Raw genomic sequence first — 25,384 nt, forward strand, 5'->3', positions numbered from 1 at the left:
GTTATTCCTTCCGGCTGGCAAGGGCATTGACGGCGGCGACGGTGATGGCCGACCCGCCCAGACGGCCCTGCACGATGACCGAGGGCACCGGCAGGTCGGCCATCAGCGCCTCTTTCGATTCCGCCGCGCCGATAAAGCCCACTGGGCAACCGATGATCGCGGCAGGTCGTGGGCAGGCCGGGTCTTCCAGCATGTTCAACAGGTGGAACAGGGCGGTCGGCGCGTTGCCGATGGCCACAACGGCCCCGGCCAGATGGGGGCGCCACAGTTCCAGCGCGGCGGCACTGCGGGTGTTGGCCATCTGGCGGGCAAGATCGGGAACGGCGGGATCGTTGAGGGTGCAGATCACATCATTGCCAGCGGGCAGGCGGGCGCGGGTGATGCCTTCACTGACCATACGCGCATCGCAGAGGATCGGCGCACCCGCCTCCAAGGCCGCGCGGGCGGCAATTGCCATGCCGGGGGAAAAGCGCACATGGGCCTCCAGCCCGACCATCCCGGCGGCGTGGATCATACGGACAACGACAATCTCTTCCTCGGGCGAAAAGCGCGCCAGATCGGCCTCGGCCCGGATGGTGGCAAAGGACTGGCGGTAAATCTCGGCGCCGTCGGTGATATAGCTGTGGGGCATTCAGGAGGTCTCGATCAGATGGTCGGGCGTGACGGGGTTCAGGTCGGGCAGCGCGGGCGTGGCAGAGGCTGCCCCCCGGCGGATCAGGTGAAATCCGCGCGGCGTGGCGGTCAGGGTCAGGGCGGCGGGGCCGGGATGGGCGCAGCCCTTGGCGCAACCCGACACATGCAGCAGGCTGCCCTGCGGTACATGGGGTGCAAGGCGGCTGGCCAGATCGCGCGTCGGCTGATGCGCCTGAAGACATCCCGGCGCGCCGGTGCAGGCGACGACGCGCAACATCGGGTCGTTGGAGACGGTGATAAGGCCGGTTAAATCGGGCATTGCGCGCAAGCCTTCGACCAGCAACATCCGCCACGGGGTCAGCCGCAGGGGTCCAAGCGCGGCAAGGGCGGTCAGGGTAACGGGGTCGGTCTGACCAAAGGCAAGACCCACCAGCGCACCTGCCGCACAAAGGCCGGGCATGGGCACGAAGGGCTGGGCCATGGGGGCTGGCACCTCGTGAAACGACTCTGGCGCTGGCGCGCCGCGCGCGACAAGGGCGGCCATGCGGCCCCTGCCCTCATTGACACCGCCCGCCGCGACGAACCAGCGCGCGAGGTGCAACATGGCATCGGCAGCGGTATCGGCGGTTGCGCGTGCGCCGGATTGCATCCCTTCGGCGCGCACGATCAGGGCCCCATCGGCCAGCCGTTCAACCCGGATATCGGCAGAGGCCTCTCGCAGCACGGGGCTGCTGCCGATGTCGATGGCATAGCCGAATTTACCCGGCAGGGCTGGTGCGTCGGGGGCAGAAAGGCGTTGCGCAAGATCGGCCGCGATGCGCTGGGTATCATCGCCCTCGCGCCAAAAAGGCGAAATCAGGATGTTGCGCCGCGATTCAACCTGCTCATCACGGTCGATGAGGCCCATGCCGGTCAGAGCCGCGATCAGGGGGGCGTGGCTGTCTGGCGTGACCCCGCGCAATTGCAGGTTGGCGCGGGCCGACAGGTCCATCAGACCGTTGCCATGGGTGGCGGACAGCCCTGCAATCTGGCGCACCTGATCCGGGGTCATGCGGCCACCGCGCAAACGGATACGCACCACCAGCCCATCGCCCGACGCCATCGGGCGCAAGGCACCGGGGCACCAGCCTTGGATGACCGGGGTGCTCATGCTGCACCTCCGTATTGCGCGGCGATCGAGTTGCGGCGGCTGACCCACAGGCCCGCAGCATGAAGTGCTGCAAAACGGTCGCGCAGGCGTTGCAGCGCCAAGGAATTTTCAGCCTGCATGAAGGCAACCAGATCGGCGCGGCCAAGGGTGGCATCGTGATAAAGGTCAATCAGATGCGCCGGAACAGCGCGGGTCAGATGGGCATATGCGGCTAGATTGTCCAAGGTCGCGGTGATCTCTGCCGCACCCCGGAACCCATGGCGCATCATTCCGGTCGCCCAATCAGGGTTGGCAGCGCGGGCGCGGACCACACGGGCGATTTCTTCGGTCACGCTGCGGGCCTTTGGCGCGGCGGGGTTGGTGGTGTCGAGGTGGTAGAGCGCGGGGGCCGCTGCCCCAAGGGCGGCGCGGGCGGCGGCGATACCACCTTCGTGGGCGGCATAATCAGCGGCCATCAGAATGTCGGTTTCCGACAGGTCCTGCACATGGGCGAAGGCATCAGCGTTGAGCAAACGCTGCTCCAGCGCAGCGCGGGCGGGTTGCGCCTCGCCCTTCACATCCAGTGCCCAGGACGAGGCGGAAAGCCAGGCCTCGCCCGCAGCAAGGCGACCCGCGTCGGAATAGTCCTCCAACGCCTCGGCCATGCCCATGCCGTAAAGGCCGGGCTGGGGGCCAAAGACGCGGGGCGCGCGGGCAAGGTAGGGGTTGTCCTCGGGGGTCTCATCCCGCAGGGCCAGCGCCTCGGCCCCTGCTTCAAACAGTTGGGCAAGACCGGGGAACACATCGCGGAACAGGCCCGAGATGCGCAGCGTCACGTCGATGCGCGGGCGGTTCAGCAGGGCAAGCGGCAGGATTTCATAGCCCGAAACCCGGTCAGACCCGTCGTCCCAAACCGGCTTCAGCCCCGCCAGATGCAGTGCCATCGCCACCTCTTCGCCCGCCGTCCGCATGGTGGCCGAGCCCCACAGGTCCAGCACCAGACCGCGCGGCCAATCGCCCTTGTCCTGCAAATGGCGGCGCAGCAGCTCCTCGGCCAGCTTGACCCCTTGGGCATAAGCGGCACGCGAGGGGATGGCGCGGGGATCGACCGAGTAAAGGTTGCGCCCCGTCGGCAGCACATCGCTGCGGCCCCGGTGCGGCGAACCGGCGGGGCCTGCGGCCACGCGGCGGCCTGACAATGCTTCGGTCAGGCCGTGCAATTCCCCGTCACCTTGGCCATAGATGTGCAGCCCGTCGCCATACTGGCTTTCCTTCACATCGCAGACGAAACGGTCGATGCGGGTGATCGCCTCGGCCATGCTGGCATCGGGGGGAAGGCCAAGATCGGCCTCAACCCCCGCCGCCTGCGCCTCGGCCCGCACCTGCGCGATCAGCCGGTCACGGCGACCGGGGTCAAGCCCGTCGGCGGTGGAATATTCGTCCAGCAACCGCTCAAGCCGCAGCAAACCCTCGGGCACCGATGCGGCGGCAAGGGGCGGCGGGAGGTGGCCAAGGGTCACGGCACCGATGCGGCGCTTGGCCTGCGCGGCCTCTCCGGGATCGTTGACAATGAAGGGGTAGATAACTGGGACAGACCCGGCCAGAGCCTCTGGCCAGCAGTCAGATGACAGGGCAACCGACTTGCCCGGCAGCCATTCCAACGTGCCATGCGCGCCGACATGGATCAGCGCGTGCAGGCCCTGCGCGCGCAGCCACAGATAGAACGCGACATAGCCGTGGCGCGGGGTGCGAATCAGATCGTGGTAATCAGCGTCACGGGCCTGAACCTCGCCGCGTTCGGGTTGCAGCGCGATCAGGGCGGTGCTGACGGAAAGGGCGGGAAAGCGGAACAGGCCGCCCCGCACCATCGGGTCATTGGCGGGATCGCCCCAAGCGGCGGCAAGATCATCCTGCAAGGGCACCGGCAGGGTTTGCAGGGCTGTCAGATAGTCGGTCAGCGGCCAATCGATGGTCTCGCATATCAGGCGGCTGCCAAGGTCGGCCACAGGTTGGGTGCCATAGCCCTGCCCCTGCAAATAACGCAAGGCAGCATTGACCGAAGCCAGCGCATCAAGGCCCACGGCATGGGCAATCTGGTCCGGTCTGCCGGGATAGGTGGACAAGATAAAGGCCAGCTTTCGCTGTGCAGCATTCTCCGCCGCCAGCCGGTGCCACGCTGCCACTCGTTCGGCCACATGCGCCACACGATTCGGGTCAGCCCGGTGAGCAAAGCGGGAATATTGCAGGTCAGGGTCGCGCTGGCCCGGCGATTTGAAGCTGATAACACCGGCAAAGATGCGGCCATCCACCTCGGGCAAAACAACGTGCATCGCCAGATCGGCGGGCGACAGGCCACGCGTGGCCATGGCCCAATCGCGCCGTCGCGCGGTGGACAGCGCCACCTGAAACACCGGGCAACCGGGCGCGTCCAGCGGCGAGCTACCCGTGGCATCCTTGCCCGAAAACGCAGTCAGGTTGACGATGGCGGCGGGCGACAGGCCGGCCAGAGCCTGCTCCAGAAACGCCCGCGCGCCGGAGGCCTTGAGCGACGGAACAAACAGGCCGACCGGGTGAAAGCCCCGGTCGCGCAGGGCGCCGAACAGGGCATCCACCGGGTCAAGATCGGCGCTGGTCAGATAGCTGCGGTAGAAAGCGACGGCAACGGTGGGGCCATCGGGCATGGGCGCATCAATCACGCCATGCGCCGGGTCATAAAACCCGCAGTCCGGCAAGGTCTTGGCGCCCGGAACCGGCCCGGCATAAAGCCCCGCTGACAGCGCCAGTTGCGCCAGCGCCGCCTGCGCCGCCACCGCCCCCCCGGCATCGCACAGGTCAGACAGCCGCCGCAGGGTAGACACCGGCAGGGTGGACACCGCATCAAGGCTCGCATCAGGCCGCCCATCGGCCGGCAGCACCGCCAGCGCAATACCCCGGCGACGGCACAGATCCTGCACCGAGGCCAGACCATAGGGCCAATAGCTCTCGCCCCCGATCAGACGGATCAGGATGCCTTTGGCCGCATGCAGCGTCTTTTCAATATAGGTATCTACGGACAGGGGATGCCGCAGCGCCACTAGATTGACCAGCCGCAGCGTGGGCAACGCCCCCTTGGCCCGGTGCCAGCCCGCCGCGAAAGCCCCAAGGTCGCTATCGGAAAAGGACATGACCACCAGATCCGCCGGGTCTTGCCCGACATCAAAGGCGGTGTCCGTTTCCTCCAGCCCATGGCTTTCGCGGAAGACGACATGCATGGCGGATCAGGCCCCCAGAACGGCGCGAATGGCGGTCAGGTCGATGTCGTGATGTTCGGCAATCACCACCAACTGCCCCTGCCGGGGCAGGCTGCCCCAAGGGCGGTCGAACTGATGGCGCACACGCTCGCCCACCGCCTGCACCAGCATCCGCATCGGCTTACCGGTGACAGCAATATACCCTTTGACGCGCAGGATGTTTTGTGCACGCGCAAGGCGCTGGATGCGGGCCACAAGGTCTTCAGGGTCAGTTATTTCGGGCATGTCGATCACCACGGTGTCGAAATCATCATGCTCGTGATCGTCGTGGCCATCGTGATGGCTGGGGCGGGATGCAAGATCATCCTCGGCGCGGGCATTCAGGCCCAGAATGATGCGCGGGTCGATCACGCCTTCGGTCATCGGCAAGATCGGCAGCTTGCGCGGTGCCTCTGCCTCAATCACCGCACGGGCCGCTGCCAGACCCGCTTCGCCCGCCAGATCGGCCTTGGACAGCAGGACAATGTCGGCGCAGGAAATCTGATCCTCGAACACTTCGGACAGCGGAGTTTCATGGTCAAGGCTGTCATCGGCCTCTCGCTGCGCCTGAACCGCCGCCTCATCGGGAGCAAAGCGGCCCGCCGCCACCGCCTCGGCATCGGCCAGCGCGATGACACCATCGACGGTGATACGCGAGCGGATCGCGGGCCAGTCGAACGCCTTGAGCAAGGGCTTGGGCAAGGCAAGGCCCGAGGTTTCGATCAGGATATGATCAGGGCGAAGCGGCATGGCCATCAGCGCCTCGATCGTCGGGATGAAATCATCGGCGACGGTGCAGCAGATGCAGCCATTGGCCAGCTCGACGATGTTTTCCACCGGACAGCTCTCATCGGCGCAGGATTTCAGGATGTCACCATCCACCCCAACGGTGCCGAATTCATTGACCAGGATCGCCAGCCGCTTGCCTTGCGGGTTCTGCATCAGATGGCGGATCAGCGTGGTCTTGCCCGCGCCCAGAAAGCCGGTGATCACGGTGACGGGAGTCTTCGACAGGTCGGTCATGGGGCGGTCTCCTGCGGGGGTATGGTCGGGGGTATGCGGGCAAGGCTTTGCTTGCGGAAAATCACCGGCCGCTCTCGCCAAGGCACAAGGCCATCGGGCGTAGCGGCATAGGCGGCGGCCCCGGCCAGAATATCTGGCGCGTCAAGGTCGGTCAGCCGGCCATAGACGTAAGACCATTTGCCCGCTCCGGTCAGTGCCACCGAACAGCCCTGCGAACAGGCAGACAGGCATTCGACGGGAACGATCTCCACCCCCACCGGCACATCGGCGGCAAGAAGGGCTGCGTGCAGTCGGGCACCGGGCGGCACCTCACCTTCCGGCAGGGGCAGACCCGCGCGGCAGGTCATGCAGACATGCAGTTTGGCCGCCATGGCGAACCCCTTGTCCAAAAGGCAAAAGGGGTCAGACGAAGGGAAGCGCAGGCAAAGCGCAACACCGTCGGCTGCGGAACACCCCGTCCGCCCGTTTCAGTTTCAGTGGCTCTGGCAGGTCTCCCGGCTTGCGGATTCTGGGTTGCCCCAACGGCCTGCCCCCCTTCCCATCCCATTGCTGGAACAGTGGATCGGACAGACCTTTCCGGTCACGGTCGCGGGGGCGGCTGCGCTTCGCCTTCGCGACCTTTTGGGTCGAAAAAGCTGTCGCATTCCCTTTTCGCCTGTCCTAGGACAAGCACCAGCGCCTTTGGTGCTACCTGTGGCAGAAGCCATGACAGAGTCAAGAACAGGACCGCCCCGATGCACGATGACAGCGACATTTCGGTAACCGGCGCGGCAGATGCCGACGCCCGCCACGCCACCAAGATGGCCAAGAAAAAGGCCGCGCGCGACAAGATCATGGCGACGAAAGAGGGCGAAAAGGGCCTGATCATCGTTCATACCGGGGCCGGAAAAGGCAAGTCATCCTCGGGGTTTGGCATGGTCTTGCGCTGTATCGCGCATGAAATGCCCTGCGCGGTGGTCCAATACATCAAGGGCGCCTGGGACACCGGCGAACGCCGCCTGATCGAGGGTAATTTCGCCGATCTGTGTCAGTTTCACGCAATGGGAGAGGGTTTCACCTGGGAAACCCAGGACCGTGCCCGCGACATCGCCATGGCGCAAAAGGGCTGGGAAAAAGCCAAAGAGCTGATCCGAGACCCGGCAATCCGACTGGTGCTGCTGGATGAGATCAACATCGCCCTGCGCTATGATTATCTGGACGTGGCCGAGGTGGTCGCGTTCCTGCGAACCGAAAAGCCGCCCCAGACCCATGTCGTGCTGACCGGGCGCAACGCCAAGGAAGAGCTGATAGAACTGGCCGATCTGGTGACCGAGATGACACTGGTCAAACATCCGTTCCGGTCGGGCATCAAGGCCCAGCCGGGCGTGGAGTTCTAAGCCGGGGAAAAGGAGGCGCTGCCCCCTCGGCGGGCCGCGCCTCACCCCCGGGATATTTTCTTCCAATATGAAAGCAACGAAGTGTTAACCTTGATGCGCCAGAATGAAGAGGCGGTACAGGGGGCGACCCCGATGACCGCCCAGTGTGAAAGTGCCACGCCTCGCCCGGAAAACCGGCCCGAGGCGCGGCACCGACGCCCTGCACCTTTCATGACTGCGGCTTTCATACTGGAAGAAAATATCCCCGCCGGAGGCTTCCGCAGCCTCGGCCCGCGCACCACCGGAATACTGCGATGACGGCGCTGATGATTCAGGGCGCGGGGTCGAATGTCGGCAAGTCGCTGATCGTGGCGGGGTTGTGCCGGGCAGCGCGGTTGCGCGGGCTGTCGGTGGCACCGTTCAAACCGCAGAACATGTCGAACAACGCAGCCGTTACTGCCGATGGCGGCGAGATTGGCCGGGCACAGGCGTTGCAGGCACTGGCCTGTGGGTTGCCGCCGTCGGTTCATATGAACCCGATCCTGTTGAAGCCCGAAAGCGATGTGGGCAGTCAGGTCATCGTGCAGGGCAAGCGTCTTGCCACGGTGAAAGCACGGGATTATGCCGCGCTGAAGCCGCAGCTTATGGCTCCTGTTCTGCAAAGTTTTCAGCATCTTGCTGCGCAGCATGATCTGGTAATTGTCGAAGGTGCGGGCAGCCCGGCCGAGGTGAACCTGCGGGCGGGCGATCTTGCCAACATGGGCTTTGCCCGGGCGGCAGATGTGCCGGTGGTTCTGGTGGGTGACATTGACCGGGGTGGCGTGATTGCCCAGATGATAGGCACCCAAGCGGTGCTGGACCCAGAGGATGCCGCGATGATCGCGGGCTATCTGATCAACAAGTTTCGCGGCGATGTGACCCTGTTTGCCGAAGGCGACCGGCTGATCGCCCGGCGCACCGGCTGGCGCGGGTTCGGCGTGTTGCCCTACTTCCCCGATGCGCATCGCCTGCCCGCCGAAGATGCGCTGGATATTCCGGCGCGCCATGGCACGGGCGCGTTTCGCATTGCGGTGCCGGTGCTCTCGCGGATTGCGAATTTCGACGATCTGGACCCTTTGGCACAGGAGCCGGGCGTAACGCTGACCATGGTACGGGCGGGTGAGCCTTTGCCCGATTGCGACCTGGTCATTCTGCCGGGGTCGAAATCGACGCGGGGGGATCTGGCCTTTCTGCGGGCGCAGGGTTGGGACATTGACCTGAAGGCGCATCACCGGCGGGGTGGACGGATTCTGGGGATTTGTGGCGGGTATCAGATGCTGGGGCAGCGGATCACGGACCCTGACGGCATCGAAGGCCCAGCAGGCGAAACCGAGGGCCTGGGCTATCTGGACCTCGCTACCGTGATGACCGGCGACAAGCGGTTGACGCGGGTGACCGCGCGCCATGCCGCGACAGATCAGACGATTGAAGGGTACGAGATCCACATTGGCCGCAGCACGGGCATCGATTCTGGCAGGCCTTTCGCCCTGCTGGACGGCCAGCCCGAAGGGGCCAGCAGCCCCGATGGCCGGGTGCAAGGCACCTATCTGCATGGCATGTTTTCAGCCGACGGGTTCCGGGCCGCGTTCCTTCGGGAATTGGGCGCCACACCTTCCGGTCTGACCTATGGCGCGGCGGTCGAGGCCTGCCTTGACGCGCTGGCGGCACATATTGAGGCACATCTGGACGTGGCGGGCCTACTGGCACTGGCGCGCTGATCAGGCTGCCAAAAACTGACTCTGAGTTGTTGACTTATTTAGTAGGCAATTCTAAAGCGCAGGAACGGAAGCCAACCCCCAAGGCGGTCAAGCCACCGAAGCAATCGCAAACGATGACTTCGCATGGGGGATATGATGACCACGATTTCGCGCCCTGCCTCGTTGAGGCAGGTCAACCGCGCGCCAAATGCGCCCGACAGCAACCGCAAGGCCATCGCGCTGGCCACGGCGGCCATGATCACCACTGCCCTGCCCGGCATGGCGCAAGAGGCGCAAGATGGTGTGATCCTGCTGCCGACGGTGAATGTGGAAACGGCAGCGCCTGCCGAAACGGTGGTGCGCAAGAAAACCGCCAAGAAGGCAAGCGCTGCCCCGACTGCAACCGCCGAGGCCGCCCCGGCTCCTGTGCCGGCCGAAAGCACCGGTGCGACCTCGAACGCCCCCGCTGCCGGACAGAACGGCCTTTCGCCCTTTGCCGATGCAGCCGCCGGCTATCGCGCAGTCTCGTCAGGCAACTCGTTGTTGCGCCAACCCTTGTCGGAAACCGCCCGCACGGTGAATGCGGTGACGGCCGAGGTTCTGGCCGACAAGAACGCCACCTCGGTTCGCGAACTGGCGCGCACCACTCCGGGGCTGACGCTGGGCACGGGTGAGGGCGGCAACGCCTTTGGCGACGTGCTGTTCATTCGCGGCTTCAAGGCGACGAATGACGTTTACATCGACGGTATCCGCGACGCGGGTGCCAACCTGCGCGAGACGTTCAACACCGAGCAGGTCGAGATCACCAAAGGCCCATCGGGGTCGATTGCGGGCCGCGGCACCACGGGTGGCGCGGTGAATGTGGTCACCAAGAAGCCGCAGCATGAAGACTTCGTGAAGACCGAAACCACGCTGGGAGCCTATGGGCTGGCGCGGCAGACGGTGGATTGGAACAAGGTCTGGGATGACCGATTCCGCACCCGCGTGACGGCCATGGCGCAAACTGCCGAAGTGGCGGGCCGCGATGGCATCACCGATGACCGGCTGGGCCTGTCGTTCGGGGCGGAATATGATGTCAGCGACCGGCTGACCCTGTCGCTGGACGCCTATCACATGGAAATCAAGGGGATGCCTGATTGGGGCATTCCGTGGATCAACGGTGGCCCGGCGACCGAGACCATCGGGCTGGACCGTTCGACGACCTACACGGTCGAGGGACGCGACTTTCAGGAAGGCCAGCAGGATATCGCCACCTTTGGACTGGCCTATGACATCGCGCCGAACCTGAAGCTGACCAACCGCACCCGACTTGGGCGCACCGGCATGGCCTATGTCGCCTCGGTTCCCTCTGGCGCCAGCCTGATTGACGGCGAATGGGTGCTGACCAACCTGTCGGCCAAATCCACCAAGCAGGTCAACAGCACCCTGTCGAACACAACAGAGCTGGCTTATGATTTCGGCACTGGCGCGGTGGAACATAATCTGGTCGCGGGCTTTGGTATCTCGCGCGAAAAGGTGGATCAGTGGTCCTATACCGGCGCGGTTTCTGAAGATTTCGGCGGTGTCACCGGGTCGGCCTGTCGCAACCTTGTGTCGGTGATCAATCCTGACACTTCGGTCTGTTGGCCGGCAGGGTCGACGCTGACGCTTTCAGACGTGCCGCGCGTGACCGAGGTGAACACCACCTCGCTCTATCTGACCGATACGATGAAGCTGTCAGACCGGCTGAGTTTCAACCTGGGCCTGCGGCTGGATGATTACGATATCACCCGCAGCGGCGTGACCGGAACCACGCCTTATGCCTACAGCCGCGACGACACGCTGTTCACATGGAATGCGGGGGCGACCTACAAGCTGAATGACCGGGGGATGGTCTATCTGGCCTATGCCACCTCGGCCAACCCGATGGGGCAGGAACTGGATGCCGGTGGCGGCGACTATGCCGGGCTCGATGGTCCGGGGCAGTTGCTGGACCCGGAAAAGAACCGCTCAATCGAGATCGGGACCAAATGGGACATGGGGCATCTGAGCCTGTCGGCTGCCGCGTTTGACACGGTGAAATCCGGCGCGCGGGAAACCGTGTCAGGGGTGACCACATCGACCCTGAAATACCGGGTGCGGGGGGTCGAACTGGGGCTGGCTGGCAAGGTTACGGACCGCCTTTCGATCTATGGCGGGGCGACGGTGATGGGCAGCGAAGTGCTGGAAAGCGGCACGGCGGCGAACATCGGCAAGGGTATCGCCAATTTTGCCGAACAACAGTTCAATATTCTTGCCAAGTATGAAGTGAACGACAAATGGACCGTAGGCGGGCAGGCCACCTGGCGCAGCCCGCTTGCCTTGGGCACCACGGCTGAGAACGGCAACAAACTGCCCGCCTATTGGCGGCTGGATGCGATGGCAGAATATGATCTGGGCGAGGATCGCGTGCTGTCGATCCGGGTCGATAACCTGCTCGACAAGACCTATTACGACAGCGCCTATCGCTCGGGCCAACCGTTCGTCTATGTCGCGCCGGGGCGGACCGCCTCGATTTCCCTGTCGATGAAGTTCTGAACACCCGTGGGGGCGGCAACGCCCCCGCGTTTCCCGAGGGTTGTCATGCTGATCACCATTCCCGACATTCTTACACCGGAAGAGGTTGCCCGGTTTCGTACCGTTCTGGACGGGGCCGACTGGCAGGATGGCCGCCACACCGCCGGACCACAGTCGGCCGAAATCAAGCGTAACGCGCAAATCCCGCTGAACAGCCCGGTGCTGCCCGATTTGCAGGCGCGGTTGGTGCGGGCGCTGATGGCCAATCCGACCTGGGTTTCGGCCGCATTGCCCGCGCAGATCCTGCCGCCGATGTTCAACCGCTATGAAGGCGGTCAAACCTTTGGCGTGCATGTCGATAATGCAATCCGCGTCATTCCGGGTGAAGGGCGGCAGATCCGCACCGATGTGTCCTGCACTGTATTCCTGTCGGAACCCGAAGAGTATGACGGCGGTGAGCTGATTGTTGAGGGCCATTATGGCGCGCAGACGGTCAAGCTGACTGCCGGGTCGGCGGTGGTCTATCCGTCCACCTCGCTACATCAGGTGACGCCAGTCACGCGCGGGGCGCGGGTGGCATCGTTCTTCTGGGTGCAATCGATGATCCGCGATGCCGGGCGGCGCGAGATCTTGTTCGATCTCGACCAGTCCATTCAGTCGCTGGGGGGCGAGATGGGGGCCAATGCACCTGATGTCGTGCGCCTGACCGGCATTTACCACAACCTGATCCGCCAATGGGCCGAGGTCTGATATGTCTGCATCGAATGAAGCGTTGATCGAATTTGTCCGTGGCTGGGGCTTTAGCGGCCTGGCAGATGCCATGGCCGCCGCCGATGCGTCAGGGGCGCTGACACCGCTTGGCATGTTCATGGATGCCGATTGGGTGGTGAAATCGGTAATGCTGGGTCTGATCGTCGCCTCGGTTCTGGCTTGGGCTGTCTGGGCGGGTAAGCTGGTGCAGATTGCCGCCGCCTCAGCCCGGTTGGGGCGCGATTACCGGCGGCTGGCAGCGCATGGCCGGCTGGGGGCCGAGCTGGCGCGGCGCGGTGCCGTTGCCCGGATGCAGGACGCGGCAGAGGCCGAAATGGCTGCCTCGGACGGGTTGCCCAATGACGGCATCAAGGCCCGCACCGCCGCCGACCTGTCGCGGATCGAGGCGGGGGCGGCGCGGGCGATGCAGGGCGGCATCATGGTGATCGGCTCCATCGGGTCCACCGCGCCCTTCATTGGCCTCTTTGGCACGGTCTGGGGCATCATGAACGCCTTTGTCGGCATTTCCGAAAGCGGTTCAACCAATCTGGCCGTAGTGGCGCCGGGCATTGCCGAAGCACTGATGGCCACCGCAATCGGCCTGATCGCCGCCATTCCGGCGGTGCTGTTCTACAACCACCTGACGCGGGTGATCGGTGGCTATCGCGCGCGTCTGGCCGATGCGGTCTCGTTGGTGGAACGTACCCTGTCGCGCGATCTGGACCGGCGGGCAATGCGCCCGTCTGCCCAGATTGTTGCGGCCGAGATCGTGGCGCTGGCGGCGGAGTAGGTCATGGCAGTCAGGATTTCGGGGTCGGATGACGACCTGCCCGCCAATACCGACATCAACATCACGCCCTTCATCGACGTGATGCTGGTCTTGCTGATCATCTTCATGGTGGCAGCGCCCCTGTCCACCGTCGATGTGCCGGTGGAACTGCCGGTTGCCACGGCAAAGCCTGCGCCACGGGTGGGAGAGCCGGTGATCGTCACCGTGAAATCCGACCTGACGCTGCTGATTGGCGAAAACACCATCACGCTGGATGCCCTGCCTATGGAACTGGACATCGCCACGATGATCAAGCGCGATACCCGCATCTATATCTCGGCCGACCGTTCGGTGCCCTATGGCGAGGTGATGGCAGTGATTAACCGGATGCGCGGCTCGGGTTACCTCAAGATCGGGCTGGTCGGGCTGGAAGATGAGGCGCAGGCTGATACCGCTGAGGCGCCAGCGCCATGAGCCTGGTCTTCGCCCCAAGGTCGGGCTTTGGGTTGATGCTGGGCGCAGGCATTAGCCTTGCTGCCCATGGCGGGGTAGTCGCGGCGATGCTGGCCCGCCCCCTGCCCGCCCCCGTTGTGCAGGAACGGGGGTTGAAAGGGCGCGAGTTCATCGACCTTGCCCCGATTGAAATGCTGCTGGCCGCCCCCGACACTGACCTTGCCGAAGGCGACGTGTCGGCGGACAGCGCCGCCCAGACCGAAAGCGCGGAAAAGACCGAAGAGACTAAAGCCTCGAACGACCCGATGCTGGCGCAGGTTCCTTACGACGTCAAAGACCCCGAGTTGCAGTTCCGCATCGCCAACCCGGATGAAAAGACCGACGCGACCAAGGACGCAACCGAGATCGCCACCAAGGTCGAGGAGCAGACCCATACCGAATTCGCCGCGCCGACCACGGCGGCCAGCCCCGCCGCGAGTGCCGGGCAGGATGAGCAATCCGGCTCGACCGAGGCCGAGGTGGGCCTGTCGGATGATGACAAGGCGCAGATTGAATCGTGGCAGAAGGATCTGGTGCTGGCGATTGCGGCGGCGAAAACCTATCCCAAGGCCGCACGCAAGGCGCGGGCCGAGGGCAAGGTGGTGGTGGCCTTTGCGCTGGATGGCTATGGCCGCATCGTCAGCCGCAGGGTCGCGGAAAGTTCCGGCTGGCCGGTACTGGACAATGCCACGCTGGCCATGTTCGACGGGTTCGACCGCCTGCCCGCCCCGCCCGCCGCGATGGGCAAGGGGCCGTTCGACATGAAGGTGCCGGTCAACTACTCGTTTAAGTGAATAGGCATTCGGGGCCGATTTCATCTACCGACCGCAGGCCCATCAGCCCCATCGCCACGGCAAATTCATCACGCAACCGGCGCAGGCAGGTGGAAACCTGCGCAGCCCCGCCAAGGGCCAACGCATAAAACGCGGGCCGCCCCAACAGCACGGCATCAGCCCCCAAGGCCAGCGCGCGCAGCATGTCATCGCCCGAACGAATACCGCCATCAGCCAGCACCGGCACGCCCGGAAGTGCTGCGCGAATGGCGGGCAGCGCATGGGCTGTGGCGGGCAAACCATCCAGCACGCGCGCCCCGTGGTTTGATACAATCACCCCGGCGCAACCGGCCTGCATGGCCAGCAGTGCATCCTCGGGGGTCAGCACGCCTTTGGCCAGCACTGGAACCGGGCTTTCGGCGCAAAGTGCTGCCAGATCGGCCCATGTCGGTGCGCGGGCGAGAAGCCCGGCAATCGGGTCGCCTTCCGGTGGCGGAACCGGGGGCAGCGCATCCAGCATCACCGGGCGGATGCCCCGTGGCAGGGCAAACCCCGCCGCGATTTCCCGGTTGCGGATGCCGTTCAGCGGCGCATCCAGCGTAACCACCAGCGCCGCTGCGCCACAGGCCAGCGCCCGGGCGGCCAGCGCACGGGTCGCGGCAGGATCGGGTTGCAGGTAAAGCTGGAACCAGAACGGGGCGACAACAACCTGTTCCGGGTCAACCGAGGTTTGGCAGGAGAGCACAATCCCAGCACCTTGCGCGGCGGCGGCACGGGCCATGGCGGCCTCACCCTCCGCATGGGCAAGGCGCTGATAGGCCATGGGAGCAACAAGGCAGGGAAAGGCGAGGTCCAGCCCCGGCAGCGCGCAGGTCGTGGAAAACCCGGCCATGTCGCGCATCAGGCGGGGGCGCAGCACCACATCGGCCCAAGACGTGGCATTGCGGCGCAGTGTTACCTCGGCCCCTGCCCCGCCTGCGACATAGGCAAAGGCCGCCGGGTCCATCGCCCCTGCGGCCAAGGCTTCGTATTCATCCAGCGGGCAGGTCGGCATCACACTCTCCACGGAACCGGCCGCTTTCGCGACCGACCCGATTTACGCCTGTTGCGGCGGCAGAGGCAACCGACCGAAAGCGCCCGGCACCCGCAACGGGATGCCGGGCCGCAAGATCATTTCATCAGGTCAGCCACTGGGATCGGGGCCGAGATGGTCCATTCATCCACCACGCCGGGCTTGCCCGCCTTGGTCTCGACGATCAGATAGCGCGCCTGATTCTGGTGATGCAGTTCGGGGGTAAAGGTGCGCGGCCCGAACAGGGTGGGTTCGGCGTTCATCTTTTCCAGTTCCGCCACCACGGCATCGGCGTCGGTGGTGCCAGCACGTTCCACCGCCTTGGCCCAGACATCGATCATCACATAGCCGGGATAGGTGTATTGGGTGGACGGATCGCCCCCCGTCGCCTCTTTGTACTTGGCGTTGAAGGCGGTGACCGCAGGATTCGGGTCATCACCGTAAACCGAGCCCTGAACCGGCACGAAGAAATTCGACAGATCCGGCACCGCCGACAACCAATAGCTGCCGTCCACGCCAGAGCCGTTCAGGATCATCGAGTTGATCCCGGCGGCACGGATCTGCTTGATCGCAGAAACCGCGCCCGGCATCATGGTGCAGAGCATGATGGCATCGGGTTCCTGGGGCAGCGCCTTGATCCGGGTGATCTGCGCGGCAATCGAGGCGTCTTCGTTCAGGAAGGTATCCTCGCCCACCAGCTTGGCATCGGCCAGTTGCGGCAGCATCCAGTCAAAGCCGTCACAGATGCCCTTGTTATATTCGGTCCAGGTATCCAGCAGACGATAGTAGCTGCGCGCGCCCTTCTTTTCATAAGACCACTGCGCCATGGTCGCTCCCTGCACGGCGGCAAGAACCGAGGCCGAGAAGGAATGCGGGCCGACGCCCTGAATGCCCGCCTTGATCGATTCCGCACAGAGGAAGAACGACACGAGGCCCGAGCTTTCGGCGGCCAGTGCCGCAGGCGAGCCGAAGTCATAGTCACAAGACACCACCACAAGGTCGGCACCGGCGTCGATTACCGACAGGCCTGCCTTGGCCCCTTCGGCGCGGTCGGTCTTGGTGTCGGCGGTCACCACCTCAATCTGCTTGCCCAGCAGGCCGCCTGCCTCGTTGATCTCTTTGATGCGGATCATCGCGGCATCTTCGGCGGGCTTGTCATAGGCCTGCATGAATCCGGTCGCGGCGGTGGCGAAACCGACGATGATCTTGTCGTCATCGGCGCGGGCGGGGCTGGCAAGGGCTGCCGCAAGGCACAGGGTTACGGTCAGTCTTTTCATTGGGTTACTCCTTGTTGGTGGTTTGGGGTTCGGGGCCTTGGCGGCCCGCTTTTTCCGAACCTGCCATGGGCAGATTCAGTTCTTTGTTGCCCATGATTCCGGTGGGCCGGAACATGAGGATCACGATCATCACCGCGCCCAGCGCGATTTCCTGCACCCCGCCGGGCAGGGCGAAGGTAGAGGTGCCGATCTGCACGCCCGCCTCCAGCCAGCGCAGCACTTGAATCAAGGTGGACAGGATCAGCACCCCCAGCACCGCGCCCGACAGGGTGGACATGCCGCCCACCACCAGCATCGACAGCGTGGTGAAGGTGAGGCCCAGATAGAAGGTATCGGGCGTGACGATGCCGATGGAATGGGCGTAAAGCGCGCCGCCCGCGCCCATGATGCCGCCCGACAGGACAAAGGCGATCAGGCGGGCACGGGGAATGTCGATGCCACTGGCCGCCGCCGCCGTGGGTTCGTCGCGCGCCGCGCGCAGGGCAAGGCCGTGGCGGCTGATGGAATAGGCCCAAGCGACGAAAACGGCGATTATGGCGGCGATCAGATAGGGCCAGATCACCCGCACGATGGGAATGCCCACAACGGAAGAAGTGGCCGACGTCACGCTTTCCCAGTTGGAATAGATCGAGTTCACCATCGCCAGCATGGCAAATGTAGCGATGGAGGCGGCGATGCCTGACAGCCGCATCAGAACCGAACCAAAGATGCCAGCCCAAAGCGCCGCCCAAAGCGCCGCGACGAGGGCCGAGGCCCAATAGGGGATTTCGGTCTGCATCAGCCAGTCGGGCAGGCCGGGCATCGCGCCGCCCTTCAGCATCGGCTTGATCGTGGTCCAGGCCGCGACATAGCCGCCAAGGCAGGCGAATGCGATGTGGCCAAAGCTGATCACGCCGGAATTGCCGACAAAGGTGTAAAGCCCGACGACGAAGATCACCTGAAGAAAGATGTCGATGATGGTCTGGTTGAAGGGCCGCGATCCGGCGAAGACAGCGGCCAGCGCAAAGCACACCAGCAGCAGCGACAACAGGATCGGCGTCGACAGGCTGCGAAGGGCGGGGGATTGGCGCATCAGACACGCTCCTTCGCGCCGCGCGCGGACAACAGGCCCTGCGGGCGGAAGATCAGCACAAGGATGACCGCGCCATAGACGAAGGCATCGCGAAAGGCGCGGGCATCGGGCGGCAGAATGACCTGCATGACGGTGGCGATAGACCCAAGCAGGAATCCGGCAATCACCGCCCCGGCAAGGCTGCCCATGCCGCCGATCACCGTCGCGATAAAGGCCATCAGCATGACATTGGCGCCCATGGTGATGTTCGCCGTGCCGGTTTGTGACCCAAGGATCAGCGCAATCGCCCCGGCCAGTGCCCCCGACAGCGCAAAGGCCCCCATGATCACCCTGTTGGCCCGCACCCCCAGCATCCGCGCCATGGTAAAGTTTTCCGCTGCCGCCCGCATTTCAAGGCCAAAGCGGGTACGGCGCAGAAAGGCGGTCAGCCCGAACAGCACGGCGATGGTCACCAGAATGGTGATCAATTGCAGCAGGGGAATGCGCGCACCGAAAATCTCGATGGGTTGCGACAGCGCGGGCAAAAGTGAGATGCTTTTCGGCCGACTGGAATAAAGCATCAGCAGGAAGTAGCGGATGACAAAGCCCAGCGCGAAAGAGGCGATCATCATGGTCGCCGGGTTGGCGCGGCGGAATCGGCGGAACACCACCAGTTCCGACAGCACCGACAGCGCCGCCCCCACCGCCAGCACCAGCGGAATCAGCAGGAACCACGGCAGGTTTCCGGCAAAAACCACGGCCACCGCATCGGTCGAAGGCCAGAGAAGGGCGAATACGCAAAAGGCGATCACATCGCCATGGGCGAAATTGACCAGTCGCATAACCCCGAAGATCAGCGCGATGCCAAGGGCGGCAAGGGCATAAAGCGACCCCAGGGCCAGCGCGTCGAAGACGACCTGAAGCAGCGATCCCATCAATGCTCTCCGTATCCGAAATAGGCGGCCTGCATCGCCTCGCTTTGGCCCAAGGCGCGGGCGTCGCCATCCAGCAGAATCTCGCCGCCGCGCATCAGCATCATCCGCCCGCCGACAAGCATGGCGCGGGTGCTGGACTGCTCGACGATCAGCAGGGTCAGCTTGCGTTCGGCGCGCAGGGCGATCAGGCGTTCGTAAACCTGATCGGTGATGTTGGGGGCAAGGCCAAGGCTGGGTTCATCAATCGCCACAAGGCGCGGATTGGTCATCAGGGCGCGGCCGATCACCAGCATCTGCTGCTGCCCGCCCGACAGAAGCCCGGCTTGCGCATGGCGGCGATCTTTCAGGATGGGGAATGTGGCATAGACCGCCTCCAGCTCACTCGCCGCCCGCGCACGCCAGCCACGTTCGGCGGCGTGCATTCCGGTGCCGACCAGCAGGTTTTCCTCGATGGTCAGCCCGCCAAACACATCGCGCCCCTCGGGCACCATCGACAGGCCAAGGCGGGCGATGTCCTCGGGCGCGCGGCCGGTGATGTCATGGCCTTCAAAGTCGATCCGGCCCCCGGCGGGCGGGGTGACGCCCGCGATGGCGCGCAGAAGCGAGGATTTGCCCGCCCCGTTCGGCCCGGTGATGAACAGCACCTCGCCCTCGGCCAGCGAAAAACTGACACCGCGCACGGCGGTCAACCGACCATAGCGGACCGAGACGTTGGAAAGGGTAAGAAGGCTCATTGCCCCACCTCCAGCACAGGCATGTGGGTATCGGCGGCGGTGCCCATATAAGCGTGGCGCACCTTCTCGCTTGCGCGGATAAAGGCCGGATCGCCGGTTTCGATCACCGCCCCGGAATCCAGCACGACGATGTGGTCGCACAGGTCCAGCACCAGCCCGACATTGTGTTCGATCAGCAGCACGCCGCAGCCCATTTCCCGCGCGATACGGCGGATCAGGGCCGAAAGATCGGCGGCCTCTTGCCCGCTCATCCCCGCCGCCGGTTCATCCAGCAGGATAAAGGCGGGCCGCCCCATCAGCGCACGGCCAATGGCAACGCGGCGTTCATCGGTATAGGGCAGAGTTCCGGCAATGCGGTTCGCAAGGTGCGCGATGCCCACCCAGTCCAGCATCGCCCGCGCCTCGGCAATCGCGGCGCTGCGCGACTGGCCAAGGCCAATGCCCGTCACCTCCAGATTGTCGATCACGAGCAGGTCGCGGAACAGCCGCCCGCCCTGAAAGGTGCGGGCGATGCCCCGGCGGCGCAGCAGATGTGGCTTCGGCCCCGACAGGGGAGCGCCGTCCAGCAAGACGGCCCCCGCGGTCGGCGGCTGAAACCCTGTCAGCACGTTGACAAGCGTGGTCTTGCCCGCCCCGTTCGGCCCCATAAGCCCGACGATCTGGCCGGAGGCGACCTTCAGATCCACCTCTGACAGGGCTTTCAACCCTGCAAAGGCAACCGATATCCTGTCAGCGACTAGCTCGCTCATCTGTCCCCTTTCCTGCCGTCACGGGTCATCAGATACGACCCGCTTTCATCCAGCCGCGCGGTCCAGCCCGGTTCGATCACGATGGTGGTTGTGACTTCCTCGATCACGGCTGGGCCGTGGATCGTGGCCCCGGCACCCAAGGGCGTGCCGTCATAGATCGGGGTATGGATGCGCTTGCCATCGGCGGTGAACACCGCCTCGCGGTGGCCCTTTAGCGCCTTGTCGGGGCTGGCGCCTGCGCCAATCGACATGCGGCCCGGCTTTTCGACGACGCCGTAGACCGTGCTTTCGATATTCACCACCTCGACCGTCGAGTTCGGCTCGGCATAGGTGTAAAGCTGTTCATGCCGCTTGTGGAACGCCGCGATAATCTGGCCGATGGACTGCGCATCGACCTGGAAGGTGTCGATATCCACCGTGCATTCATGCACTTGCCCAACATAGCGCATATCAAGGCTGCGCTTGACGCGGGTGTCCTGCTTGCCAAAGCCGTCGGCTTGCAGATGGGCAAGGCCCTGCCCCTCGATCTGGGCGAACAACTCGTCAATCCGGGCATAGGCCGCGTCATTGTCCAGCCGCAAGGGCGCGGTGGCCATGTAGTTGTACTTCACGTCGCTGATGATCTGGCCAAAGGCACAAAGACCCGAGGCGAGTTTGGGCAGCACGATGGTGTCGATGCCGATGGCATCGGCCAAGGCAGTGATATGCGCCGCCGTCGCGCCCCCCGCGCCGACCAGCACGAAGTCGCGCGGGTCATAGCCGCGTTCCACCGTGACGCGGCGTATGCCATTGACCATGTTGGCGTTGACGATGGTGAACATGCCATAGGCGGCGCGTTCGACGGTCATCCCCAAGGGGTCGGCAAGGTTGGTGCGAATGGCCTGTTCGGCCTTGGCATAATCCAGCGGCAGGCGGCCACCGACCAGCCCGTCGGGGTTAAGGTAGCCCAGCACAAGGTTGGCGTCCGATACCGTGGGCAGCTTGCCACCCTGACCGTAACAGGCCGGGCCGGGGTCTGACCCTGCCGATTGCGGGCCCATCTGCATCAGGCCCATCTCATCAATCCAGCCGATAGACCCGCCGCCCGCGCCCAGGGTTTCGACCTGAATCATCGGCACGCCGATCCGGTAGCGCAGAAAGTCGATGTTCTTGTTGATGTTAGTCAGGCCGTCCTTGGTCAGCGTGATATCAAACGACGTGCCGCCCATATCGACGGTGATCACATCGCGCTTGCCAAAGGGGTCGCACACATATTGCCCGGCAGCCGGGGCCGAAGCGGGGCCAGAGTTGATGGCATAGACCGAGCGGTCGGTCATCACCTGCCCCACCGCCAGCCCACCGTTCGACTGATAATACCGCACGGGCTGCTTGGCCCCAAGGCTGCGGAAATAGGCATCCACCGCCTGAACATAGCGCCGCATGATTGGGGCCAGATAGGCGTTGACCACGGCGGTCGAGGTGCGGGTGTATTCGCGGACCTGCGGGTAAAGTTCTGACCCAAGGGTCAGCACGACATTGGGCAGCATCTCGCGCACGATTTCCCCGGCGCGGGCCTCATGTTCCGGGTGCAGGACCGACCAGACGAAGCTGATAGCCACGGTATCCACCCCTTCGGCGCGGAAGATTTCGCAGGCGGCGCGCACGTCAGCCTCGGTCAGCGGCTGGCGGACGGTGCCATCAGACAGAACCCGTTCGCGCACGCCCCGGCGCAGATAGCGCGGCACCAGCATGGTGGCGGGCGGATAATCTGGGTCGTAGCGATAACCGTCTTCCTTGTGGCCAAGGCGGATTTCAAGGGAATCCTCATGCCCGGCGGTGCAGATCAGCCCGGTTTTCGCCCCCTTGTGGGTGATCAGCGCGTTCAGCCCCACGGTGGTGCCGTTGATGCACAGATCGCAGTTGGGGATGATTTCACTGGCCGGAACGCCCAGATCATCGGCCATCAGTTGCAGGCCGTTGCGAATGGCAAGGGTGGGGTCTTGTGGGGTGGACAGCGCCTTGTAAAGCCGCACCTGCCCGGATTTTTCGGCCAGAACGAAGTCGGTGAAGGTGCCGCCCGCGTCGATGCCCAGTCTGTATTGCGATTTCATCGGTTCATCCCCACTTAATTCGCAGCCACGGCGCGACGGGTCGCGCGCAGGGCTTCGGTTGCGGGAATGTCCACGGCCAATGTGGCCGGGTCGGTGATGATGACGCCGTAATCCTGCTTCGCCCCTTCAACCGAGACGAGGCCATTCTTCATATCCCACAGCACCATTTCCACGGCGCGGTCCATCGGGTCACCATAGCCGCCGCCGCCGGGGTTCATGTTGGTGATGCGGTCACCCGGTTTGATGACCTTGATGACATTTTCGCGGATGGTTTCGGACTGGTCGCCCTGAACCAGCTCCAGCCTCCCGACCTTGGTATCGATCATCGTGCTGGCGGCCCCTGCGGCCCCTACGGCGGGAATGCGGCGGCCTTCGCCGAAGGTGATAAAGGTCAGGTCGTCATTCAGCGGCTCCACCTCCCAGGCGGTGCCGGACCCGCCGCGGAATTTCCCCGCGCCGCCAGAGTCGGTCATCAGCGAATAACGGTGGATGATGATCGGATAGCTGTATTCCAGCAGCTCCACATCGCCCGAGGTCAGCGCGCCGAAACAGCATTCTGGCCCGCAGGCGTGCCAGCCATCTTGCGCCGGCGTTGCGCCTGCGCCCGAGATGATGGTGGCCAGCACCATGGTCACATATTCCTCGTCATGGCGCTTGTCCCAACCGGCGATGTTCAGGCCGTTGGCATGGCCCCAGCTTGCCGAAACCTTGGACGGCACCGCCTTTTCAAAGGCCAGCCGCACCGCGTCGGTCAGCGTTTCCATCGGAGTGGTGGTGCAGTTCATGTGGGGGGCGGGTTCGGCTGCGTTGCAGATCGTGCCCTTCGGCCCCATGTTCACCGTCACGCAGCGATACAGCCCCTCGTTATAGGGCGGCGGCAATTGGGCGAACATCATCAGGCCCAGATAGACGCCGGAATAGCTGTTCCCTTCGTAAGAGTTGATAAAATACGGGATCTGCGGCGGGCTGCTGATTTCGATGTGGCAGGTATCGTCCTTGATCGTGACCTTGGCTTTGATCTCGAAATCGCCAAAGCCGTGGCCTGCATCTTCCAGAATGGCAGCGCCTTCATAGATGCCGTCCGGCACGCTGGTAATCAGCCCGCGCATCTGTTTTTCGGCCATATCCAGCAGCATGTCGATGCAGGCATCCACCTGTTCCTCGCCATACTTTTCCAACATGGCCAGCAGGGCGCGTTCGCCCACCTGACACGCACCGATCAGCGCGTTGAAATCGCCCTCCTGATCGCGGCGGGCGCGCATGTTGGTCAGGATGAAGTTCAGCACATCCTTGCGCGGCTGCCCCCGGTCCCACACCTTGACCGGCGGGATACGCAGGCATTCGGCATAGATTTCCTTGGCATTGGGGTTGTAGCCCGCAGGCACCGGGCCGCCCACGTCGGTCAGGTGGCCCTTGCACACCGTCCAGTATTTCAGCCGCCCTTTCCAGAACACCGGGCGATAGAAACAGGTATCAATCGCATGGCTGCCGCCCCATGCGGGGTCGTTGTGGATCAGCAGGTCACCTTCGTGGATGTCATCGCCAAAATAGCCCGCCACCACCTTCATCGCCGGGATCAGCGACCCGAGGTGGATCGGGATGTCCTGCCCTTGCAAGATCATTTCGGGCGCCGCGTTGAACAGCGCCGTCGAATAGTCGTGCGCCAGGTTGAACACCGAAGATCGCGCGGTCTTCTCCAGCGACAGCGTCATTTCGCGCTGCGTGGTTTCCAGAATGCCGCGAACCACCGATAGGGTTATCGGATCGACCTCAACCTTTTTCCGTGCTGCTGTTGCCATCACGAAGCCCTCCATTTAGGGCCGCGCAACAGGGTACCGTCCGGGCAGATTGCCCGGTCGAATCGTTTGCACTCCCTGTCACACGGCGTCTGTTGCACCGTTGTGACAGCAAGGTTAGCGACGCTTTTATCGCGCCGTCTTTGCGCCGGGCGCACAGGCTTTTGCGTTTCCGTGCAGTCGGGCCCGACGGCGTGATCTGGCGCTTTACAGGTCGTGTCGCGCGTGGCCTGATGGCGGAAACGGGGAAGGTGGCGATGAAGACCACGATCACGACAGACGGCATTGATCAGGGCGCGCACAGCCGCCATTGGCATGAAACCATCGCCCGCGCCTATTTCCCGCTGGACCTGACCTTCCGGCGGCCCGAGACGTTTGACGGCACCCTGACAAGCTGGACGCTGGGGCAGGTCTCGCTGTCGCGGCTGACCTCCGATGCGCTGATGTATCGCCGCCTGCCCAAGCATTTCCGCGAGCCTGGGCCAGAGGAATTCCTTGTCACCCTGCCCGCGAAATCCGAGGTGCGCTTTACCCAAGGCGGCAGCGAAATTCGCGGCAACCCCGGCTGTTTCTTTATGGAGCGCAGCCATGAACCCTATGAGTTCAGCCACGCCGAACATGCCGACCTGTGGGTGATGAAGCTGTCCTCGGCCCTGCTGGGCGGGCGCATCCGCGCGCCGGACCGTTTTTGCTCGTTGCAGTTCGATGCGACCAACGGGGCGAACGGGCTGTTCGTCGATATGGTTCACCTGATCCCGCAGCGCTATGATGCGATGACCGAGGAAACCCGCACCACCGTGGGCCGCCAGTTGGTTGATCTGCTGGCGCTGGCGATCCAGTCGGATGAGCGGGTGCTGACCTCGGGTGCCTCTACCGTGCGGGCGGCGCATCTGGCGCGGATCGAAGGGTTCGTGCGCCGCAATCTGATGGACCCGGACCTGGGCCCGGATGAGGTGGCGGCGGGGTGTGGTATCTCGGTGCGCTATCTGCATGAGCTGTTGCGCGACACCAACACCACGCTGGGCCAGTGGATCCGCGACACGCGGTTGCAGGCGGCGATGGAGGATTTGCAGAACGCGGGCGACCGCCGGTCCATCGGCGAAATCGCCTATTCCCGTGGCTTTCCCGATCAGGCCCAGTTCAGCCGTGCCTTCCGCGCCCGCTTTGGCGTTACGCCAAGCGAGGCGCGGGGGCGGGGCTGATCCGGTTTCGGCCA

The 25,384-nt window shown here is 64.2% G+C and carries 21 protein-coding genes and 1 riboswitch; of the genes, 8 read left to right on the forward strand and 13 right to left on the reverse strand.

The window, feature by feature from the left end; all coding sequences use genetic code 11:
* Position 1: 1 nt before the first annotated feature.
* The 5 genes from JI744_RS16610 to JI744_RS16630 are packed head-to-tail and all read right to left on the reverse strand — an operon-like array spanning position 2 to position 6,425.
* Entirely contained in the window at positions 2-631 is a 630-nt protein-coding gene (locus JI744_RS16610) for a precorrin-8X methylmutase (protein WP_202662297.1), read from the reverse strand.
* A complete protein-coding gene (gene cobG / locus JI744_RS16615) occupies positions 632-1,783 on the reverse strand; it encodes a precorrin-3B synthase (RefSeq protein WP_202662298.1) in 1,152 nt (383 codons plus the stop codon).
* Positions 1,780-5,013, reverse strand: coding sequence for a cobaltochelatase subunit CobN (cobN, locus tag JI744_RS16620; RefSeq protein WP_202662299.1), 3,234 nt, complete (start codon positions 5,011-5,013; stop codon positions 1,780-1,782). The genes cobG and cobN overlap by 4 nt, the downstream gene beginning before the upstream one ends.
* A 6-nt stretch (positions 5,014-5,019) precedes the next feature.
* Positions 5,020-6,054: a cobalamin biosynthesis protein CobW gene (cobW, locus tag JI744_RS16625; protein WP_202662300.1), complete on the reverse strand. Its 1,035-nt coding sequence runs from the start codon at positions 6,052-6,054 to the stop codon at positions 5,020-5,022.
* Positions 6,051-6,425 carry a DUF1636 family protein gene (locus tag JI744_RS16630; protein ID WP_202662301.1) on the reverse strand — a complete coding sequence of 125 codons (375 nt, stop codon included), beginning with the start codon at positions 6,423-6,425 and terminating at the stop codon, positions 6,051-6,053. The genes cobW and JI744_RS16630 overlap by 4 nt, the downstream gene beginning before the upstream one ends.
* 96 nt (positions 6,426-6,521) lie before the next feature.
* Positions 6,522-6,746, reverse strand: a riboswitch (cobalamin riboswitch).
* Positions 6,747-6,788: 42 nt separating this feature from the next.
* Between JI744_RS16630 and cobO the strand changes: the two genes are divergently transcribed.
* The 7 genes from cobO (at position 6,789) to JI744_RS16665 (ending at position 14,485) form a co-directional block, all read left to right on the forward strand.
* Complete coding sequence (cobO, locus tag JI744_RS16635; RefSeq protein WP_202662302.1) at positions 6,789-7,430, forward strand: cob(I)yrinic acid a,c-diamide adenosyltransferase; 642 nt, start codon at positions 6,789-6,791, stop codon at positions 7,428-7,430.
* A gap of 293 nt (positions 7,431-7,723) precedes the next feature.
* Entirely contained in the window at positions 7,724-9,166 is a 1,443-nt protein-coding gene (locus tag JI744_RS16640) for a cobyric acid synthase (protein ID WP_202662303.1), read from the forward strand.
* A gap of 135 nt (positions 9,167-9,301) precedes the next feature.
* On the forward strand, positions 9,302-11,701 hold the full coding sequence (locus tag JI744_RS16645; protein ID WP_202662304.1) for a TonB-dependent receptor: 2,400 nt from the start codon (positions 9,302-9,304) through the stop codon (positions 11,699-11,701).
* A gap of 45 nt (positions 11,702-11,746) precedes the next feature.
* The gene (locus JI744_RS16650; protein WP_202662305.1) at positions 11,747-12,430 is read left to right on the forward strand and encodes a Fe2+-dependent dioxygenase; all 684 of its coding nucleotides are present in this window, start codon (positions 11,747-11,749) and stop codon (positions 12,428-12,430) included.
* 1 nt (position 12,431) lies between these two features.
* Positions 12,432-13,220, forward strand: coding sequence for a tonB-system energizer ExbB (gene exbB, locus JI744_RS16655; protein ID WP_328757495.1), 789 nt, complete (start codon positions 12,432-12,434; stop codon positions 13,218-13,220).
* Between the two features lie 3 nt (positions 13,221-13,223).
* Positions 13,224-13,673 carry a TonB system transport protein ExbD gene (exbD, locus tag JI744_RS16660; RefSeq protein WP_202662306.1) on the forward strand — a complete coding sequence of 150 codons (450 nt, stop codon included), beginning with the start codon at positions 13,224-13,226 and terminating at the stop codon, positions 13,671-13,673.
* Positions 13,670-14,485 carry an energy transducer TonB gene (locus JI744_RS16665; protein WP_202662307.1) on the forward strand — a complete coding sequence of 272 codons (816 nt, stop codon included), beginning with the start codon at positions 13,670-13,672 and terminating at the stop codon, positions 14,483-14,485. The genes exbD and JI744_RS16665 overlap by 4 nt, the downstream gene beginning before the upstream one ends.
* Here JI744_RS16665 and JI744_RS16670 read toward each other — a convergent pair.
* The 8 genes from JI744_RS16670 to capB form a co-directional block, all read right to left on the reverse strand.
* Positions 14,478-15,518, reverse strand: coding sequence for an alpha-hydroxy acid oxidase (locus JI744_RS16670; RefSeq protein WP_202662308.1), 1,041 nt, complete (start codon positions 15,516-15,518; stop codon positions 14,478-14,480). The genes JI744_RS16665 and JI744_RS16670 overlap by 8 nt on opposite strands.
* A 116-nt stretch (positions 15,519-15,634) precedes the next feature.
* The gene (locus tag JI744_RS16675) at positions 15,635-16,813 is read right to left on the reverse strand and encodes an ABC transporter substrate-binding protein (RefSeq protein WP_202662309.1); all 1,179 of its coding nucleotides are present in this window, start codon (positions 16,811-16,813) and stop codon (positions 15,635-15,637) included.
* Positions 16,814-16,817: 4 nt separating this feature from the next.
* Positions 16,818-17,885, reverse strand: coding sequence for a branched-chain amino acid ABC transporter permease (locus tag JI744_RS16680; protein ID WP_202662310.1), 1,068 nt, complete (start codon positions 17,883-17,885; stop codon positions 16,818-16,820).
* Positions 17,885-18,799, reverse strand: a complete 915-nt coding sequence (locus JI744_RS16685; RefSeq protein WP_202662311.1) for a branched-chain amino acid ABC transporter permease — start codon at positions 18,797-18,799, stop codon at positions 17,885-17,887. The genes JI744_RS16680 and JI744_RS16685 overlap by 1 nt, the downstream gene beginning before the upstream one ends.
* Complete coding sequence (locus JI744_RS16690) at positions 18,799-19,533, reverse strand: ABC transporter ATP-binding protein (RefSeq protein WP_202662312.1); 735 nt, start codon at positions 19,531-19,533, stop codon at positions 18,799-18,801. Before JI744_RS16690 ends, JI744_RS16685 begins: the two co-directional genes overlap by 1 nt.
* The gene (locus JI744_RS16695; RefSeq protein WP_202662313.1) at positions 19,530-20,282 is read right to left on the reverse strand and encodes an ABC transporter ATP-binding protein; all 753 of its coding nucleotides are present in this window, start codon (positions 20,280-20,282) and stop codon (positions 19,530-19,532) included. Before JI744_RS16695 ends, JI744_RS16690 begins: the two co-directional genes overlap by 4 nt.
* Positions 20,279-22,372 carry a caprolactamase subunit alpha gene (gene capA, locus JI744_RS16700; protein WP_202662314.1) on the reverse strand — a complete coding sequence of 698 codons (2,094 nt, stop codon included), beginning with the start codon at positions 22,370-22,372 and terminating at the stop codon, positions 20,279-20,281. Before capA ends, JI744_RS16695 begins: the two co-directional genes overlap by 4 nt.
* Positions 22,373-22,386: 14 nt before the next feature.
* Positions 22,387-24,171 carry a caprolactamase subunit beta gene (gene capB, locus JI744_RS16705; protein WP_202662315.1) on the reverse strand — a complete coding sequence of 595 codons (1,785 nt, stop codon included), beginning with the start codon at positions 24,169-24,171 and terminating at the stop codon, positions 22,387-22,389.
* 230 nt (positions 24,172-24,401) lie between these two features.
* On the opposite strand from capB, the gene JI744_RS19150 reads away from it, so the two are divergent.
* Positions 24,402-25,370 (forward strand): AraC family transcriptional regulator, encoded by a 969-nt coding sequence (locus JI744_RS19150; RefSeq protein ID WP_328757499.1) that lies wholly within the window; start codon positions 24,402-24,404, stop codon positions 25,368-25,370.
* Positions 25,371-25,384: the final 14 nt, after the last annotated feature.

Origin of the sequence: Fuscibacter oryzae (assembly GCF_016765795.1) — a bacterium.
Classification (GTDB): Bacteria; Pseudomonadota; Alphaproteobacteria; order Rhodobacterales; family Rhodobacteraceae; genus Fuscibacter; species Fuscibacter oryzae.

What these genes read in the sequence shown, in the direction of transcription:
- cobN (WP_202662299.1), bottom strand. Translation starts at nt 5,013, where the DNA reads ATGCATGTCGTCTTCCGCGAAAGCCATGGGCTGGAGGAAACGGACACC.
- JI744_RS16675 (WP_202662309.1), bottom strand. Translation starts at nt 16,813, where the DNA reads ATGAAAAGACTGACCGTAACCCTGTGCCTTGCGGCAGCCCTTGCCAGC.
- cobW (WP_202662300.1), bottom strand. Translation starts at nt 6,054, where the DNA reads ATGACCGACCTGTCGAAGACTCCCGTCACCGTGATCACCGGCTTTCTG.
- JI744_RS16610 (WP_202662297.1), bottom strand. Translation starts at nt 631, where the DNA reads ATGCCCCACAGCTATATCACCGACGGCGCCGAGATTTACCGCCAGTCC.
- JI744_RS16670 (WP_202662308.1), bottom strand. Translation starts at nt 15,518, where the DNA reads ATGCCGACCTGCCCGCTGGATGAATACGAAGCCTTGGCCGCAGGGGCG.
- capA (WP_202662314.1), bottom strand. Translation starts at nt 22,372, where the DNA reads ATGAAATCGCAATACAGACTGGGCATCGACGCGGGCGGCACCTTCACC.
- exbB (WP_328757495.1), top strand. Translation starts at nt 12,432, where the DNA reads ATGTCTGCATCGAATGAAGCGTTGATCGAATTTGTCCGTGGCTGGGGC.
- exbD (WP_202662306.1), top strand. Translation starts at nt 13,224, where the DNA reads ATGGCAGTCAGGATTTCGGGGTCGGATGACGACCTGCCCGCCAATACC.
- capB (WP_202662315.1), bottom strand. Translation starts at nt 24,171, where the DNA reads ATGGCAACAGCAGCACGGAAAAAGGTTGAGGTCGATCCGATAACCCTA.
- JI744_RS16665 (WP_202662307.1), top strand. Translation starts at nt 13,670, where the DNA reads ATGAGCCTGGTCTTCGCCCCAAGGTCGGGCTTTGGGTTGATGCTGGGC.
- JI744_RS16630 (WP_202662301.1), bottom strand. Translation starts at nt 6,425, where the DNA reads ATGGCGGCCAAACTGCATGTCTGCATGACCTGCCGCGCGGGTCTGCCC.
- cobG (WP_202662298.1), bottom strand. Translation starts at nt 1,783, where the DNA reads ATGAGCACCCCGGTCATCCAAGGCTGGTGCCCCGGTGCCTTGCGCCCG.
- JI744_RS16650 (WP_202662305.1), top strand. Translation starts at nt 11,747, where the DNA reads ATGCTGATCACCATTCCCGACATTCTTACACCGGAAGAGGTTGCCCGG.
- JI744_RS16690 (WP_202662312.1), bottom strand. Translation starts at nt 19,533, where the DNA reads ATGAGCCTTCTTACCCTTTCCAACGTCTCGGTCCGCTATGGTCGGTTG.
- cobO (WP_202662302.1), top strand. Translation starts at nt 6,789, where the DNA reads ATGCACGATGACAGCGACATTTCGGTAACCGGCGCGGCAGATGCCGAC.
- JI744_RS16680 (WP_202662310.1), bottom strand. Translation starts at nt 17,885, where the DNA reads ATGCGCCAATCCCCCGCCCTTCGCAGCCTGTCGACGCCGATCCTGTTG.
- JI744_RS16695 (WP_202662313.1), bottom strand. Translation starts at nt 20,282, where the DNA reads ATGAGCGAGCTAGTCGCTGACAGGATATCGGTTGCCTTTGCAGGGTTG.
- JI744_RS16685 (WP_202662311.1), bottom strand. Translation starts at nt 18,799, where the DNA reads ATGGGATCGCTGCTTCAGGTCGTCTTCGACGCGCTGGCCCTGGGGTCG.
- JI744_RS19150 (WP_328757499.1), top strand. Translation starts at nt 24,402, where the DNA reads ATGGCGGAAACGGGGAAGGTGGCGATGAAGACCACGATCACGACAGAC.
- JI744_RS16640 (WP_202662303.1), top strand. Translation starts at nt 7,724, where the DNA reads ATGACGGCGCTGATGATTCAGGGCGCGGGGTCGAATGTCGGCAAGTCG.
- JI744_RS16645 (WP_202662304.1), top strand. Translation starts at nt 9,302, where the DNA reads ATGACCACGATTTCGCGCCCTGCCTCGTTGAGGCAGGTCAACCGCGCG.